Here is a 16,012-nt window from a genome sequence, read left to right as displayed (position 1 = left end):
CGGCCGACCAGACGGCCAGTCAGTGCTCACACTGCGCCGCGTGGGCGCGAGCGCACACACCGCTTCCTCGAGTCGCCCCGAGGCATGGGCCTTGCGCAAGCGGGCCTCCTCGAGCTCGTCTATCGGCATAGCACAGCTGCGTTGAGGGTCTTCACCGTTCTCCCAATCGATCTGTTCGGTGAACACAGAGACAAATTGCTGGGTGCACCGCTCGCAGCGTCGCAGCTTCACGCTGAAGTGAGACTCGGCGATGAGTGCGTGGGTCACGGGCACCTTGGGCCAGCACGCCGCCGCCGCCTCCACGTCATCGGGGAGGCAGACCTCGCAACCGAAGGCTTCGCTCGCCACGTGCCCGTGTCCCTTAGCTAATAGCGATCGAGTTGCGCGAGCACGGCCTCACCGGCCTGAGCGGTGCTGAGCGCGGTCGGCGCATCCCCCGCCAGGTCGCGCGTGAGCGCGCCGGCGGCGATCGCCTCGTCCACCGCACGCTCCACCAGCAAGGCCTCGCGTGACAGATCGAGGGAATGGCGTAGGAGCAGGGCAGCGCTGGCGATGGCCCCGTAGGGGTTGGCGATACCCTGCCCAGCGATATCCGGCGCGGAGCCGTGGATCGGCTCGTACAAGCCGAGGGCCTCACCGTTCAAGGAGGCGGAAGGCAATAGGCCCAAGGACCCAGCCAGCATGGAGGCCTCGTCGGTCAGGATGTCGCCGAACATGTTCTCGGTGACGATCACATCGTAGGCACTCGGGTGATGGATGAGGTGCATGGCCATGGCATCGACGAGCAGATGCTCGAGCTCTAGGGCCGGGAACTCCTCGGCCACCAACGCCGTGGTCACCTGGCGCCACAGGCGGGAGGTGGCGAGCACGTTGGCCTTGTCCACGGATACCAGGCGACCGCCTCGATCGCTCGCCAGCTGCGCGGCGAGGCGCACGATGCGTTCCACCTCCCCACGCGTGTAGGTGCACAGGTCGCTGGCGCGCTCGCTGCCTTCCTCCTTCTCACCGAAGTAGATGCCGCCGGTGAGTTCGCGCACCACCATGATGTCGACGTTGGCGATGCGATCGGGCTTCAGGGGCGATGCGCCGGCGAGCGCGGGGTGCGTGCGAACGGGGCGCAGGTTCGCGTAGAGACCTAACTCTTGGCGCAGGCGTAGCAGGCCTAGTTCGGGGCGTACGGTTGGGTGCGATGCCCACTTCGGGCCGCCGACGGCGCCAAGCAGGATGGCGTCCGACCCTCGGCACATCTCCAGGGTGGCGGAGGGCAGGGGATCTTCGGTCTCGTCGATGGCGGCGCCACCGATCAGGGCCGTCTCGAAGGTGAAGTCGTGGTCGAAGCGGGCGGCGATGGCTTCGAGTACGCGCACGGCCTCGGCGGTGACTTCGGGGCCGATGCCGTCGCCGGGCAGGATGACGATGCGGGCGCGTTTGGGCGTGCTCATACGTGTTGGGCCTCGAAGCGACTGATCGTATCGTCTTGACCCAGCAAGAACCCTAGCTGGTCGACGCCCTCCATCAGGCAGTGGCGGGCGAAGCCGTCGATCTCGAAGCTCACCGGGTCATTGCCGCCCACGGTGATCGTGCACTCGGCGAGATCGATGGACACGGTGGCGCCCGGCGCGCCCAGCAGGGCGGCGTGCGTGGCCTCGTCCACCTCGATGGCGAGCAGGCCGTTCTTCAGCGAGTTGGCGCGGAAGATATCGGCGATCCGCGAGCTGAGCACGGCGCGAAAGCCTTCGGCCAGTAGCGCCCAGGGGGCGTGCTCGCGCGAGGAGCCGCAGCCGACGTTGTTGCCCGCGACCAGGATCTGCGCGCCCTCGGCGGCGGGTTGGTTCAGGATGAAGTCCGGGTTGGGCGAGCCATCGGCGAGGTAGCGCCAGTTGGCGAACAGGCCCTGGGCCAGGCCGTCCCGGCTGGTGGTGGTGAGGAAGCGGGCCGGGATGATCTGGTCCGTGTCGATGTCGTTGTCGGCGATCACCACCGTGGTGGAGGTGAGCGAAGTGATCGGTTCCATCAGGTAAATCCTTGGGGGCGGCCTAAGCGGATGCCAGCTGGCGCGGGTCGGCGATCTTGCCGGCCACGGCGCTGGCCGCGGCGGTAGCGGGGCTCGCGAGGAGCGTGCGGGCGCCGGCCCCCTGGCGACCTTCGAAGTTGCGGTTACTCGTGCTCACGGCGTACTGGCCTGAGGCCACCGTGTCGCCGTTCATGCCGATGCACATGGAGCAGCCGGACTCGCGCCAGTCGGCGCCGGCCTGGAGGAACACCTCGTGCAGGCCCTCGGCCTCCGCTTCACGCTTCACGGCCTGGGAGCCGGGCACGACCAGCATGTTGACCCCGTCGGCGACGCGTCGTCCGCGCAGGATGTCCGCCGCCTCGCGCAGATCGCTCATGCGCGAGTTGGTGCAACTGCCGACGAACACCACGTTGACGTCGCGGCCGAGCAGCGGCGTGCCCGCTTCCAGGCCCATGTAGTCGAGGGCGCGACGGAAGCCTTCACCGCCTTCGCTCGGAATCTCGCCCGCCACCGGCATCACCATGCCGGGGTTGGTGCCGAAGGTGATCATCGGCGTGAGGGCGCTCGCATCGAGGATGACCTCGCGATCGAAGCTGGCGCCCTCGTCCGTCTTCAAGCCGCGCCAACGCTGCAGGGCGACGTCCCAGTCAGCGCCCTGCGGTACGCGTTCGCGGCCGGCGAGGTAGTCGAAGGTGGTGTCGTCGGGCGCGATCATGCCGGCGCGCGCGCCCGCCTCGATCGACATGTTGCACACGGTCATGCGCGCCTCCATGCCGAGCTGGCGGATCGCGTCGCCGCGGTACTCGATGACGTGGCCCGTGCCGCCGTCCACGCCGATCTGACCGATGATGGCGAGGATCAGGTCCTTGCCCGTGACGCCGGGCGCGAGGCGGCCCGCCACGTTCACGGCGAGGGTCTTTGGCCGACGCTGAAGCAGGCACTGGGTGGCGAGCACATGGCCCACCTCCGTGGTGCCGATGCCGAAGGCCAGGGCACCGAAGGCGCCATGCGTGGCTGTGTGGCTGTCGCCGCAGACGATCGTGTAGCCCGGCTGGGTGGCGCCGAGTTCCGGGCCCATCACGTGCACGATGCCGCGGCGGTCATCGTCGATGCCCACGAGGTCGATGCCGAACTCCTCGCAGTTGCGCTCCATCTGGCTGACCTGGCGCATGGCGGGCGTGTCGGCGCGGGGGCCGTAGAGGTCTGCGGCGCGGGTGGGCGTGGAGTGGTCGAGGGTGGCGAGCGTGCGGTCGACGCGTCGCACCTTCACGCCGCGCTCGCGCAGCACGTTGAAGGCCTGCGGCGTGGTGACCTCGTGGATGAGGTGCAGATCGATGTACATGACCGCCGGATGCGCCGGCGTCTCGTCCATCACCAGGTGCTGTTGCCAGACCTTCTCGAACAGGGTGCTGGGTGAACTCATTGCTTAGGCGCCGGCTGCCGCGGCGGCGCTGGCCGGCGCTTCGCGCAGGGGTTCCAGCCAATCGCGCGTGTCGGCGGTCTTGCCGGAGAAGAGGCCAAAGAAGGCGTCCTGGATCTGCTTCGTGATCGGGCCGCGGTGGCCGGGGCCAATCTCGATGTGGTCGACGGAGCGGATCGGCGTGACCTCGGCGGCTGTGCCGGTGAAGAACAGCTCGTCGGCGAGGTAGAGCATCTCGCGCGGGATGGACTGCTCCACCACCTCGTAGCCGAGATCCTTGGCCAGGTGGATGATGGTGTCGCGGGTGATGCCGCCCAGGATCGACGCCGCCGTGGGCGGGGTGATGATGCGACCTTGGCGCACGAGGAAGAGGTTCTCGCCGGCGCCCTCGCTCACGGTGCCGTCGACGGTGAGGCCGATGCCTTCGACGAAGCCGAGGCGCTGCGCTTCCATGGTGATCAACTGACTCGAGAGGTAGTTGCCCGCGGCCTTGGCGGTGGCGGGGATCGTGTTCGGTGCCACGCGCTGCCAGCTGGACACGCACACGTCCACGCCGCGCTCGAGGCCGTCGGCGCCGAGGTAGGCACCCCATTCCTGGGCCGCGATGCAGACATCGACGGGGCCGTCCACCGGCGGGGCGACGCCGAGGCCGCTCATGCCGCGGAAGGCGAAGGGGCGGATGTACGCGCCCTCTTGCAGGCCGTTGGTCGCGACCACCTCGTGGGTGGCGTCTAGCAGGGTCTGCAGATCGTAGGGGATCTTCATGCGGTAGATCTTCGCTGAGTCGTACATGCGCTGCATGTGATCGCCCAGGCGGAAGAAGCGCGGTCCCTCCGGCGTGCCGTAGAGGCGGATGCCTTCGAAGACGGAGGAGCCGTAGTGCAGGGCGTGAGACAGCACGTGGCAGGTGGCTTCAGCGAAGGGCACGAGTTGGCCGTTCTTCCAGATACTCGGTTGGGTGTTATCGCTCGACATTGGGGGGCCTCAAGCTCTTATTCGAAGATGGGGAGTACGGGGCGGTGCGCTTACGCAGCACCGCGGCGAGCATCGGGGTTAGCCGGCGCGGGGTGCATGGCCTTGGTGCGAACGATGCGGTTCAAGGCGTGGAGGAAGGCCTTGGCGCTGGCCTCGATCACGTCCGTCTCCAAGCCCTGGCCACGGTACAGGCGCTCCTCGTAGGACACCGTGACCGAGACGTCACCCTGGGCGTCCTCGCCGACGCTGACGCTGCGAATGTCGAAGTCCTTGAGCGTTGGGCGGATGCCGGTGGCGAGTTCGAGGGCGGTGAATACGGCTTCGACCGGGCCGGCGGCGACGGCGGCCTCTTCGACCACGTGACCCTCGTCGTCGGCCAAGCGAACGGACGCCGTGGAGGAACGCCCCGTGCCGGCACTGACGTGCATCTCTTCGAGCACCCAGGGCCCGACGCCGTGCACGTTGCCGTGCAGGACCAGGGCCTCGATGTCGCTGTCGAACACTTCCTTCTTGCTGTCCGCCAGCTTCTTGAACTCGGCGAAGACGGCGCTCACCTGATCGTCATCGAGGTCAAAGCCGAGATCTGAGATGCGCTCGCGCAGGGCGTGGCGACCGCTGTGCTTGCCGAGCACGAGGTTGGTGCGGCTGATGCCGACGTCCTGCGGGCGCATGATCTCGTAGGTCTCGGCGTTCTTCAGCATGCCGTGCTGGTGGATGCCCGCCTCGTGAGCGAAGGCGTTCTCGCCCACGATGGCCTTGTTCCGTTGCACGTGCAGGCCCGTGACGTTGGAGACCATGCGGCTCAGGGGGTAGAGGCGCGTGGTGTCGATGCCCGTGACATAGGGGAAGAGGTCGTTGCGCGTGCGCACGGCCATCACTACCTCTTCCAGGGAGCAGTTGCCGGCGCGCTCGCCGATGCCGTTGATGGTGCATTCGATCTGCCGTGCGCCGCCCTGCACGGCGGCGAGGCTGTTCGCCACGGCCATGCCGAGGTCGTTGTGGCAGTGAACCGAGAGGATGGCCCGATCGATGTTGGGGACGTTTTCGCGCAGGTGCTTGAACACGGCGAGGAACTCGGCGGGGGCCGTGTAGCCGACCGTGTCCGGGATGTTCACGGTGGTGGCGCCCGCGTCGATGGCGGCGGTGACGATCTCCGTCAGGAAGTCGAGCTCGGTGCGCGCCGCGTCCTCGGCGGAGAACTCCACATCGTCAAAATGCTGGCGGGCCATCTGCACGCTCTCCACCGCCCGCTTGAGGATCTCCTGGCGCGCCATGTTGAGCTTGTACTCGCGGTGGATGGCGCTGGTGGCCACGAACACGTGCAAGCGCTTTCGCTTCGCCGGCTCCAGCGCCGCGGTGGCGCGCTCGATGTCCTGCGCCTGGCAGCGGGCGAGGCCGCAGATGACGGGGCCTTCGATCTCTTCGGCGAGGCGCTGCACGGATTCGAAGTCGCCGGGGGAGGCGGCGGGGAAGCCGGCCTCGATCACGTCCACGCCGAGCTCAGCGAGCGCGTTGCCCACGCGGAGCTTCTCGCGCAGGGTCATGCTGCAGCCGGGGGCCTGTTCACCGTCGCGCAGGGTGGTGTCGAAGATGATCAGGCGGTCTTGGGAATCCGTGTGCTCGCTGGTCATGGCTTAGGGTCTCGGTAGGCTGAAGTGATGGTTCGAAGGGCTGAAAACGAAAAACCCCGCAGCGGCTGAAGTGTCCGGTGCGGGGTTTGAAGCGTCCTGGCTGTTGACCTCAGGTGCCCGCGTGTCTCCTGCTAAGGAGGAGAAGGTCGATGAGGAGGAGGGCAGCGCTGTGACGGATCGTGTTGCTGATCATCGTGTGGCCGTTTGCTCGTGACGGTAAAGCCGTCGACTCCTTGACACCTGGGTGAGTGCTTTCGCCCTCGGTCGCAATCAACTCTCGAAGGCAGTAAGCTCGATCGACCCGATACAACCACGGGTTCCCAACAGAGTCAAGCAGCTGCGAGCAAGGGGCAGAGCGAGTGGGCAGTGAAGGCAACGGGGGTGACGGTCGGCGTCACTCGAGCGTGATCGTCGACGGCGTGGAGCGGGCACCGAGCCGTGCCATGTTGCGGGCCGTAGGCTTTACCGACGCAGACTTCCGTCGACCGCAGGTGGGCGTCGCCTCCACCTGGAGCATGGTCACCCCCTGCAACATGCATATCGACGTCCTGGCCAAGGCCGCCGCCGCCGGCGTGGACCAGGCGGGCGGCAAGGCCGTGGTGTTCAATACCATCACCGTGTCGGACGGCATTTCCATGGGCACGCCGGGGATGCGCTACTCATTGGTGTCCCGCGAGGTCATCGCCGATTCCATCGAAACGGTGGTCGCGGGCGAGGGCTTGGACGGCGTCATCACCATCGGCGGCTGCGACAAGAACATGCCCGCCTGCGCCATGGCCATGGCGAGGCTGGATCGCCCGTCGGTGTTCGTCTACGGCGGCACCATCCGCCCGGGCACCGGTCGCCGCGACATCGTCTCCGTGTTCGAGGCGGTAGGCGGCCATGCGGCCGGCACCGTGAGCGATGCGCAGCTGAAGGAAGTGGAATGCACGGCCATCCCGGGCCCCGGTTCGTGCGGCGGCATGTACACGGCCAACACCATGGCGAGTGCGATCGAAGCCCTCGGCCTCTCGCTGCCCGGCAGCAGCGCCCAGGAGGCGGTGAGCCCGGACAAGCACGCCGACTGCACCCGCGCCGGCGAAGCGCTGGTGCGCCTGATCCGCGACGACCTGCGCCCGTCGCAGATCCTCACGCGCGAGGCCTTCGAGAACGCGATCACCGTGACCATCGCCCTCGGCGGCTCCACCAATGCGGTGCTGCATCTGTTGGCCCTGGCCCGCGTGGCGGGCGTGCCCCTGGCCCTCGATGACTTCAGTGCCATCGGCGCCCGCGTGCCCGTGCTGGCCGACGTACGCCCGAGTGGCCGTCACCTCATGTCCGAACTCATCGAGATCGGCGGCATCGCGCCGCTGATGAAGCGTCTCCTCGACAAGGGCCTGCTCCACGGCGATTGCATGACCGTGACGGGGCAGCCGATGGCGCAGAACCTGGCCGACGTCGAGGACTACCCGGCGGGTCAGAGCATCGTCGTGCCCTTCGAGCAACCGATCAAACCCGATAGCCATCTGGTGGTCCTGCGCGGCAACCTTGCGCCCGAGGGCGCCGTGGCCAAGATCAGCGGCAAGGAGGGTGAGCGTTTCACCGGTAAGGCGCGCGTGTTCGACGCGGAGGAAGCGGCCCTGCGCGCGATCCTCGACGACACGGTGGTGGCGGGCGACGTGATCGTGATCCGCTACGAGGGCCCGAAGGGTGGCCCAGGCATGCGCGAGATGCTGAGCCCCACCTCAGCGATCATCGGCCGTGGCCTCGGCGCCGACGTGGCCTTGATTACCGACGGGCGCTTCTCCGGTGGCAGCCACGGCTTTGTGGTCGGCCACGTCGCGCCGGAGGCGGCTGTGGGCGGCCCCATCGCGCTGATCGAAGATGGCGATGCCATCACCATCGACGCGGTGGCGAGATCGATAGAACTCGGTGTAGACGACACCACCCTCGAGGCGCGTCGCCAGGCCCTGAGCCCGCGCCCCCTCGAGACTCGCGGCGTGCTCGGAAAGTACGCCCGCCTGGTCGGTAGCGCCAGCGAAGGCGCCGTGACCGACATCGACGTCTGAATCTGAAGAGACTCCCACCTTGAAACAACCTGGATGGACCATCCATAAGTTCGGCGGCTCCAGCCTGAAGGACGCCGATTGCTTCCGTCGCGTCGCCGACATCCTCGTCAGGGCCTCCCGCGATGACCTGCCGCACCCGCAAGGCGTGGTGGTCTCGGCCATGGGTGGCATGACCGACGCCCTGCTCAGCCTCGTCGACCAGGCCGCCGCCGGCCACTCGAGCTTCCGCGAAGGCCTGCAACGCCTGCGCGATCGCTATCGCAATACGGTGATCGAGCTGGTGGCGGAACCCACGCGGGAAGAAGTGCTCGCCGCCTGGGAAGACGATGCGGAAGTGATCGTCGATGTGCTCCAGGGCGTGCTTCGCCTGCGCTCGTCCTCCCAGCGCAGTCGCGACCTCGTCGCTGGCTACGGCGAGATCTGGTCCGCTCGCCTGCTCGCGGCCGTGTTGGCGGGCGCCCTCGACGAGCGCGATGTCGGCTGGGTCGACACGCGCGAGGTGATCGTGGTGCGCTGGACCGAGCTGGGCCCCAGCGTGCAGTGGGATGCCTCCGGTCAGAAGCTCGGCGCCATGCTGCCTAATGATTTCGATGGCATCAAGGTGATCACCGGCTTCGTCGCCAGCGACGAGGAGGGTCTGCAGACCACCCTCGGGCGCAACGGCAGCGACTTCACCGCGTCCATCATGGCGGCGCTCCTCGGCGCCGACGACATCACCATCTGGACCGACGTGACCGGCGTGATGAGCGGCGATCCACGGCGCATTCCAGAAGCCGCCGTGATCGACCAGATCTCCTACGACGAGGCGATGGAGCTGGCCTACTTCGGCACCAAGGTCATCCACCCCCAGACCATGGGGCCGGCGATAGAACACAATATCCCGATCCACATTCGCTGCACCTTCGCGCCCGAGCATCCGGGCACGCGGATCACGGCCAATGTGGATGCGAGCCTGCGCGCCAAGGGCATCTCCGCCGTCGAAGACGTGGCCCTGATCAACCTCGAAGGGGCGGGCATGATCGGCGTGCCCGGCACAGCGGATCGCCTCTTCGGCGCCCTGCGCGACGTGCACGTGTCTGTGATCATGATCTCCCAGGGCAGCTCCGAGCACTCGATCTGCTTCGCCGTGCCCGGGCGCAGCGCAGCCACGGCCGAAGCCGCCGCGCGCCGCGCCTTTGCGGTGGAGCTGGCGCAGGGGCAGATCCAGGAGATCGACGTCTCCCGCCACTGCTCGATCCTGGCGCTGGTCGGCGACGGCATGATGGGGCGCCCCGGTGTCGCCGCTCGCCTATTCGGTACCTTAGGTCGCGCGGGGATCAACGTGCGCGCCATCGCCCAGGGGGCGAGTGAGCGCAACATCTCCGTGGTGGTCGACGAGGCCGATACCACCCGCGCCTTGCGCGCCGTGCACTCAGGCTTCTACCTCTCGGCCAAGACCCTCTCCATCGGCGTGCTCGGCGAAGGGCACGTGGGCGGCGCGCTGCTCGATCAGTTGGCGGCCCAGGCCGGCACCCTGCGCGATCGCTTCAACATCGACCTGCGCGTGCGGGCCATCGCCACCTCGCGCACGATGACCCTCGCCGAGCGTCGCGTCGACCTCGATCGCTGGCGCGGCACCCGCGCCGACGAGACGCGCAAGACGGACCTCAACCAGTTCGTCGACCACGTTCACACGGACCACCTGCCCCACGCGGTGATCGTCGATTGCACCGCGAGCGAAGTGCCCGCCGCCCGCTACGCGGACTGGCTGGCGCGCGGCGTTCACGTGGTGACGCCGAACAAGAAGGCGCACAGCGGCGACGGGGGTTACTACTCGCTGCTGAAGGCCGTGCAACGCCGCCACGGCACACACTTTCTGTACGAGACCACCGTGGGCGCGGGTCTGCCGATCATCAAGACCCTGCGCGACCTCGTCGACACGGGCGATGAGCTGAAGCAGATCGAAGGCATCTTCTCCGGCACATTGGCCTACCTCTTCAATGTCTACGACGGCCAGGAGGGCTTCGCGGCCCTCGTCTCGGCGGCGCGCGACAAGGGCTATACGGAACCCGATCCCCGCGAGGACCTCTCGGGCATGGACGTGGCGCGCAAGACCGTGATCCTGGCGCGCGAGGCCGGTATGTCCCTGGAGCTCAACGAGCTGGGGGTGGAGAGTCTGGTGCCGGCGGGCCTCGAGGACTGCCCCGTGGATGAGTTTCTCGCGCGCTTCGCCGAGCACGACGAAGCCATGCGCAAACGCGTGCAGGAGGCGACGGCCCGCGACGAGGTGCTGCGCTACGTAGCGCGCCTGGATTTCGAAACGGGCGAGGCGGGCGTGGCCTTGCAGAGCCTGCCGCGTACCCATCCCTTCGCGATGATGAACCTGACGGACAACATCGTGCGCTTCGTCACCTCGCGCTACGCGAGCAATCCGCTGATCGTGCAGGGGCCAGGGGCAGGTCCGGAAGTCACGGCGGGCGGCGTGTTCGCGGATATCCTGCGCTTGGGCGCCTATCTATCGAGTTAGCCCCCTCGCGGAGCACGGCCCGTGACGCAGCCACCCGATGAGCCGCCGCGCACGGACGCGGATTACTTCGCCCTCAATCGCGCGGGATGGGATCGCCGGGCGGAGGCGCACTTCCAGTCCAGCTTCTACGACGTGGACGGGTTTCTCGCAGGGAACACCTCCCTGCGGGAAATCGAACTCGCCGAACTACCGCAGGTCCAGGGCAAGCGCCTCCTGCATCTGCAGTGTCATTTCGGCCTCGACACGCTTTCCTTAAGCCGTCGCGGCGCGAGCTGCACCGGTGTCGATCTCTCCCCGACGGCGATCGACAAGGCGCGCGAACTCGCCGCCCGCGCGTGCCTGGACGCCGAGTTCGTCTGCAGCAACGTCTACGACTACGTCCGCAGCGAGCACACAGACCCCTTCGACATCGTGTTCACCACCTACGGCGTGCTCTGCTGGCTGCCCGATCTCGACCGGTGGGCGAAGGTGGTGGCCGAGAACCTCTCGCCGGGCGGCATCATCTACCTGGCCGAGTTCCATCCGGTGATCGATCTGCTCTCGGGGTGGGGCTACTTCGGCGCTGGCACCCCCGATGTCGTGGAGGAGGGCACCTACACGGACGGCGGTGAGGCGGTACGCACGACGCTCGCCACCTGGGCCCACCCGCTGAGCCGCGTGCTCACGGCGTTGATCGATCAGGGCATCGTCGTGCAGCGGGTGAGCGAGTACGCCTTCAGCCCCTACGACTGCTTCGACGGCTTGGTGGAGCGTGAACCGGGACGCTTCTACCGCCAACACGAGGGCAAGGACGCGCCCCTGGTCTACACGATCACCGGTCGCAAGCCGGCTTGAGCTGGCCGCGACTACATCAGAACTCGACGGTGATTCCCAGCTGCGGAAACGTGGTGAAGCTGGTGTCAGCGAATTCACCGGTGACTGGGCTGAATTCCAGCGAGCTTTGGTTCTCGCTGCCGAGCACGTTGATCACGTCGACGAAGGCGATGAGGCTGAGTCCTCGTAGCCTCTGCCGGTAGTCGACGCGAACATTCAGCGAGCTGAAGGCGTCGAGGCGATCGACGTTGCGCGCCACCCGCTCCAGGGAGGAGCGCAGCGGTTGGGCCTCGCCGAGGACGTCGTCACGGATGATCACCTGGTCTGTCGGGGCGCCGGATGCGTATTGGTACTGCGCCGCGAACGCCCAGCGCTTGCCGGGTTCGTAGTTCAGGGTGATGTTGGCCACGTGGGGCCGGTTGAAGTCGGCATCGAAACGCCCCTGACCGTCGCGGAAGTCGCGCCGGGCACGGTTGTAGCCGTAGCGCGCGGAGGCTGACCAGCGATTGGAGAAGCGCTTGCGCAAGGACCAGTCGACGCCGTAGGTCTCCCCCACGCCCTCGTTGGTGAGTGCACCCGTGACTCGCTCCTGGTCTGTGAGCAGTTGATCCAAATCCTGGAAGTAGCCCTCCAGCAGCATCACCAGATCGTCGCCGAAGTACTGCTCCAAGCCCACGCTGAACTGGCGCATCTTCTCCGCCTCCAGGGAGAGGTTGCCGGCATTCGCTGCTATCTCCAGCAGACGTGGTGCCTGGATATAGACACCCGCGGTCGCGGACAGGCGCGTGCTGGGGCGTAGCTGCCAGTCGAGGCTCAGGCGCGGGGAGAGGTTGAAGTCGCTGAGCAGCTCGTCGTAGTCGGCGCGTAAGCCTGGAATGATGGAGAAGTTGCCGAGGTCGAACTGCTGATCCAGATACACGGCCGCGCGCAGGGCGTTCTCGTCGAGCTGTTGGTCGAATTGGGCCGGCGTGAGGGTGACGAAGAATTGATCCGGGGTTGGGCGCGTGTCGGTGCCATCGAACTCGTAGAGGTTGAAGTCGCGGCGCAGAGACTGCTCGTAGTTGGTGTTGAGGTAGGTGAGGCGCGAGCCCGCCGAGAACTTCCCCAGGCGATTGGACGTGGAGTAGTCGAGGCGCCAACCGAGTTCGCTCTCCCGCTCGCGCAGCCGCAGGATATCGGGATCGACAAAGAGCGAGTCGGCCGTGATCTCGCCCTCGGTGAACTCAGGGATAGCCTCGCCCTGGCGGCTGTCGTCGTCGGCGAAGCGCAGGTAGATGGAATTGCGCAGCTCGCCTTGCTCGCCCACCAGCTGTTCCAGGGTGGCGCCGATCACACCTGCATGCTGTTCGGTCTCTAGCAGGATGATGTCTTCGAAGTTCTCCGATGCCACCACCACGTTGGCAGCATCGCGGGAGAAGGTCTCGGGCGTGTAGATTGCGAGTACCGACAGGGTGCTGCGCGGTGTGAGTTCGGTCGTGGTCTTGACGATGAGATCGGCTAGCTCGGGCGTGCCCAGGTCGTCCTGGCCGATGAGGTCGAAGAGGGGGCCGAAGTTGTAGTAACGCGCGGAGACGAGCATCGAGGTGTTGTCGAGGCCGGCGGTCGGGCCGTCGTAGAGGAGCTCCGCCCCGGCGAGGTCGGCCTTGATGCTGAAGAACGGGGACTCACTGTTGCCCTCGGCCAGCCCAAGGCGCAGCAGGGAACCGTTGGCGCCACCGTAGGCCGCCTCCCAGCCGCCGGGCTGGAATTCGGCGCGGCCGATCACGTTCTGCCCGAAGATCGAGAAGCGACCGCCGCCGCCGAGTTCCTCCGTCTCGCCGAGGGACTGGTCGAAGTGCACCGTGCGGTCGTAGGGGATGTCGTCGATCAGGATGAGGTTGTCCCGTGGCCCGCGACCGCGCACGGAGAAGTTGGAGAATTCCCCGGTGGCGACCACGCCGGGAAGCTGGTTCAGGCCGCGGAAGATATCGCCCGCCGTGCCCGGTGCACGGCGAATCTCCTCGCGATTGAGCACCGTGCTGCTCACGGAGCCGAACTGACCAGTGTCGAGAGCGCGAGCGGCGACCACGATCACCTCCTCGATGTCGCCGCTGCGGGCGGCGAGCTCGAAGGCTACCACTTGGGTTTTTCCCGCGATGACGCGCTGGCTGGGTTCTGCGGCCGGTCGAAAGTCAGTCGCCTCCACCTCGAGGCGATAGATGCCTGCGGGGATCCCCGCCAGCTCGAAGCTGCCGTCGGTCTGCGAGCGCGAACTCGCCACCTCGGCGCCGGAAGGGCCCAGAACCATGATGGCCGCGTCGTTCACGGGTCGGCCGGTGCGCTGATCGATGACGCGCCCCAAAAGCGCTCCCGTGTCGTCGGGCCCTTGAGCGAGGGTGGGGGCTGACCACAGAGTGAGGGCCATGAGCCCGCCCAGTATCAGTCGTAGTGTGCTGATGTGCATGAGTCCCCTGCCGTGGAAAAGACCGCTCTAGGCGACGTCGTCTCGGCGCGATCCGACGCAGGATGGCCGCGCGTAGGACGTCACTCGCGAGCAGTATTCCCCCAAGGCCGGCTTATGGATTCGAGTGCTACGCCATCGAGTCTTCTAGGCGTCTCGGCGCGCTAGTCTAGGGTGACGAACAGCTCGGCGTGGATCGTCCAGCGGCCCCCCGCCAGCTTCCAGTAAGCCGTGTAGTGACCCTGGTCGATCACGCGAGGGGCGCTTTCGGACGAGCGTTCGTACCCGGTCCAATGGCCGAGTTCGACCGCGCGCTTGCCGCCCTCCGCGAGGGTCACCGAGTCCGTGGCGCGGACGAAGTAGGGGCGCGTGGGCGCGCTGAAGACGTTGCGCATGAGCTTGCGCAGTTCGCCGCGGGTGCGGATGTGTCCGCCGTTGCCGGCGGTGCCCACGTAGTCGCCGTCGATGGACGCCAGGAAGGTGTTCAGGTCCCCACGCTCCAGGGCGTCGTTGCTCACCAGCCGTACGCTGCGGATGTCGTCGTCTGCGGCCATCGTCTCACCTCCTAAGCCCGTGGCCCATCATAGCGCCGAAGGCGTTGGTGGCGCCGCGGCCGCCTCCGCCGCCGCCCGTACGCACATGAACCCCGCTCCCAGCACCAGTGCGAAGCCGATCAGGTAGGACAGGGAGAAGGGCTCGTCGAACACCAGCACGATCCAGATCGACGACAGCACCGGGGAGAGAAACACGAGCACGGCGCTCACGGAAGCGGTCACCCGCTCCAAGGCCTTCAGCCACAGGATGTAGGAGATGCCGTTGACGAGCGCACCGTTCACCACCACCGGCACCAGCTCCTCGCGCCGAGGCAGGGCGAACTCGGAGACCGCCAGCAGGCTCACGATCGAGACCAGCAAGCCCCCCACGAAGAGCAGGGTGGTGACCGCATAGGGCTCGCCGGCGAAGCGCTTGCTCAGCACGGAGAACAGGGCGAAGGCAAAGGCGCCCGCCAGGACCACGGCGGTGGTGGCGGCGCTGCTGATACGCAGGGAGAGTAGATCGCCTTTTGTGAGCACGATCAGGATACCGAGGAATCCGGCACCCACGGCGAGCCAGGCGCGGGGAGTCAATCGCTCGCCCAACAGAAATACTGACAGGATGATGATCAGTATGGGCCAAGCGTACTGCAGCACCAGCACCTCGATGCCAGCGCCGTGGGCGTAGCCGTAGTAGAGGCACAGGTAGTAGATGGCGCAGCCGAGGGCGCCGAGGAACATCACGTACAAGCTCTGGCGGAGCGTGAAGCGGCGAAGGCTGCGCAGGCCCTTCGCCGCCGCCAGGCAGGCACCCACCACCAGCAGGGACAGGGCGTTCGACCAGAACAGGAACTGGAAGTTATCCAGGGTGCTCTGGCCGAAGCGCGAGACCACCGGGATGAGGCTCCACAGGGCGATGCAGGTGAGGGCGTAGGCGTAGCCGGTGTTGCGCTTGGCGGTCATGCAGCGGCGGTCTGCCCGATCAGTCCGTGGGCAGCTTGCCCGGCTCGCCGCGCTCACCCAGGCAGCGCAGGATGGTTGGATCCCGGCTCAAGGTGGCGGTGGCGATGGTCACCTCGATGAGAAAGGCGATCACCCCGCCGGTGATCAACAACACGCTCAGGGTGAACAGGACGATCAGTGCAGCCTCCAGCTTCCAGCTCACCAACCCGTCCAGAAAGAGCACTACCACCACGCCGCACACAGCCACCGCCGAGGTCACCAGCAGGTTGACGGACACGTTGGCGAAGCGCATGCGGCGGAACAGGTCGTTCACCTCGTGGCGCATGCGGGCCTGCTTGCTCGCATCGGCCTGTGCCTCGTACTCGGCGATGAGGGCGCGGATGCGGTCGATCACGCGCGCCAGGCGCAGGGACACGACGTTCATCAACTGACCGATCGCCACGAGCAGGAACACGGGCGCGAGGGCCAGTTGGATGATCTCTACGGGGGTCATTCGATCGGCGTAGGCTGTCGGTGGGTGGTGGGGCAGCCTGGCCACAGGGGCACGCGCCGCGCCCTGCCTCGCTGCGGGGTGAGTCGCAGGCGAGGGGTCAAGAGCGAGTCCTAAGTGTAGGCGGACGTTCCCGGGTCGATCAACACGCCCTGGGGCGCTCGCGAGGGAGGGGCGCG

At 67.1% G+C, this 16,012-nt stretch carries 13 protein-coding genes; 3 read left to right on the top strand and 10 right to left on the bottom strand.

The window, feature by feature from the left end; genetic code table 11:
- From AAF184_20525 to AAF184_20500, 6 genes are all read right to left on the bottom strand, one after another.
- On the bottom strand, positions 1-348 hold a 348-nt coding region (locus tag AAF184_20525; protein ID MEO0424735.1), incomplete at its 3' end, for a hypothetical protein.
- Between the two features lie 17 nt (positions 349-365).
- Positions 366-1,442, bottom strand: coding sequence for a 3-isopropylmalate dehydrogenase (gene leuB / locus AAF184_20520; protein ID MEO0424734.1), 1,077 nt, complete (start codon positions 1,440-1,442; stop codon positions 366-368).
- Complete coding sequence (leuD, locus tag AAF184_20515; GenBank protein MEO0424733.1) at positions 1,439-2,014, bottom strand: 3-isopropylmalate dehydratase small subunit; 576 nt, start codon at positions 2,012-2,014, stop codon at positions 1,439-1,441. The genes leuB and leuD overlap by 4 nt, the downstream gene beginning before the upstream one ends.
- A gap of 22 nt (positions 2,015-2,036) precedes the next feature.
- Positions 2,037-3,437, bottom strand: a complete 1,401-nt coding sequence (leuC, locus tag AAF184_20510; protein ID MEO0424732.1) for a 3-isopropylmalate dehydratase large subunit — start codon at positions 3,435-3,437, stop codon at positions 2,037-2,039.
- Positions 3,438-3,440: 3 nt separating this feature from the next.
- Positions 3,441-4,409 (bottom strand): branched-chain amino acid transaminase, encoded by a 969-nt coding sequence (locus AAF184_20505; protein MEO0424731.1) that lies wholly within the window; start codon positions 4,407-4,409, stop codon positions 3,441-3,443.
- Between the two features lie 50 nt (positions 4,410-4,459).
- Complete coding sequence (locus AAF184_20500) at positions 4,460-6,040, bottom strand: 2-isopropylmalate synthase (GenBank protein MEO0424730.1); 1,581 nt, start codon at positions 6,038-6,040, stop codon at positions 4,460-4,462.
- Positions 6,041-6,399: 359 nt separating this feature from the next.
- On the opposite strand from AAF184_20500, the gene ilvD reads away from it, so the two are divergent.
- The 3 genes from ilvD to AAF184_20485 are packed head-to-tail and all read left to right on the top strand — an operon-like array spanning position 6,400 to position 11,428.
- On the top strand, positions 6,400-8,088 hold the full coding sequence (gene ilvD, locus AAF184_20495) for a dihydroxy-acid dehydratase (GenBank protein ID MEO0424729.1): 1,689 nt from the start codon (positions 6,400-6,402) through the stop codon (positions 8,086-8,088).
- A 19-nt stretch (positions 8,089-8,107) separates the two neighbouring features.
- Positions 8,108-10,594 (top strand): bifunctional aspartate kinase/homoserine dehydrogenase I, encoded by a 2,487-nt coding sequence (gene thrA, locus AAF184_20490; GenBank protein ID MEO0424728.1) that lies wholly within the window; start codon positions 8,108-8,110, stop codon positions 10,592-10,594.
- Positions 10,595-10,615: 21 nt separating this feature from the next.
- Positions 10,616-11,428, top strand: a complete 813-nt coding sequence (locus AAF184_20485) for a class I SAM-dependent methyltransferase (GenBank protein MEO0424727.1) — start codon at positions 10,616-10,618, stop codon at positions 11,426-11,428.
- Between the two features lie 16 nt (positions 11,429-11,444).
- Here AAF184_20485 and AAF184_20480 read toward each other — a convergent pair whose 3' ends face one another.
- From AAF184_20480 to AAF184_20465, 4 genes are all read right to left on the bottom strand, one after another.
- Complete coding sequence (locus tag AAF184_20480; protein MEO0424726.1) at positions 11,445-13,811, bottom strand: TonB-dependent receptor; 2,367 nt, start codon at positions 13,809-13,811, stop codon at positions 11,445-11,447.
- Between the two features lie 200 nt (positions 13,812-14,011).
- Entirely contained in the window at positions 14,012-14,401 is a 390-nt protein-coding gene (locus tag AAF184_20475) for a nuclear transport factor 2 family protein (GenBank protein MEO0424725.1), read from the bottom strand.
- A gap of 27 nt (positions 14,402-14,428) precedes the next feature.
- A complete protein-coding gene (locus AAF184_20470) occupies positions 14,429-15,343 on the bottom strand; it encodes a DMT family transporter (GenBank protein ID MEO0424724.1) in 915 nt (304 codons plus the stop codon).
- A 19-nt stretch (positions 15,344-15,362) separates the two neighbouring features.
- A complete protein-coding gene (locus AAF184_20465) occupies positions 15,363-15,836 on the bottom strand; it encodes a DUF2721 domain-containing protein (GenBank protein ID MEO0424723.1) in 474 nt (157 codons plus the stop codon).
- Positions 15,837-16,012: the final 176 nt, after the last annotated feature.

Source organism: Pseudomonadota bacterium (assembly GCA_039815145.1).
Classification (GTDB): Bacteria; Pseudomonadota; Gammaproteobacteria; order Steroidobacterales; family JBCBZW01; genus JBCBZW01.
Note: the sequence above shows the minus strand (reverse complement) of the source record. Positions and strands in the feature narration are given on the sequence as shown.

Bases quoted from the DNA above. Each gene is read 5' to 3' on its own strand.
- leuB (MEO0424734.1), bottom strand. From the start codon at position 1,442: ATGAGCACGCCCAAACGCGCCCGCATCGTCATCCTGCCCGGCGACGGC.
- leuD (MEO0424733.1), bottom strand. From the start codon at position 2,014: ATGGAACCGATCACTTCGCTCACCTCCACCACGGTGGTGATCGCCGAC.
- leuC (MEO0424732.1), bottom strand. From the start codon at position 3,437: ATGAGTTCACCCAGCACCCTGTTCGAGAAGGTCTGGCAACAGCACCTG.
- AAF184_20505 (MEO0424731.1), bottom strand. From the start codon at position 4,409: ATGTCGAGCGATAACACCCAACCGAGTATCTGGAAGAACGGCCAACTC.
- AAF184_20500 (MEO0424730.1), bottom strand. From the start codon at position 6,040: ATGACCAGCGAGCACACGGATTCCCAAGACCGCCTGATCATCTTCGAC.
- AAF184_20480 (MEO0424726.1), bottom strand. From the start codon at position 13,811: ATGGCCCTCACTCTGTGGTCAGCCCCCACCCTCGCTCAAGGGCCCGAC.
- AAF184_20475 (MEO0424725.1), bottom strand. From the start codon at position 14,401: ATGGCCGCAGACGACGACATCCGCAGCGTACGGCTGGTGAGCAACGAC.
- AAF184_20470 (MEO0424724.1), bottom strand. From the start codon at position 15,343: ATGACCGCCAAGCGCAACACCGGCTACGCCTACGCCCTCACCTGCATC.
- AAF184_20465 (MEO0424723.1), bottom strand. From the start codon at position 15,836: ATGACCCCCGTAGAGATCATCCAACTGGCCCTCGCGCCCGTGTTCCTG.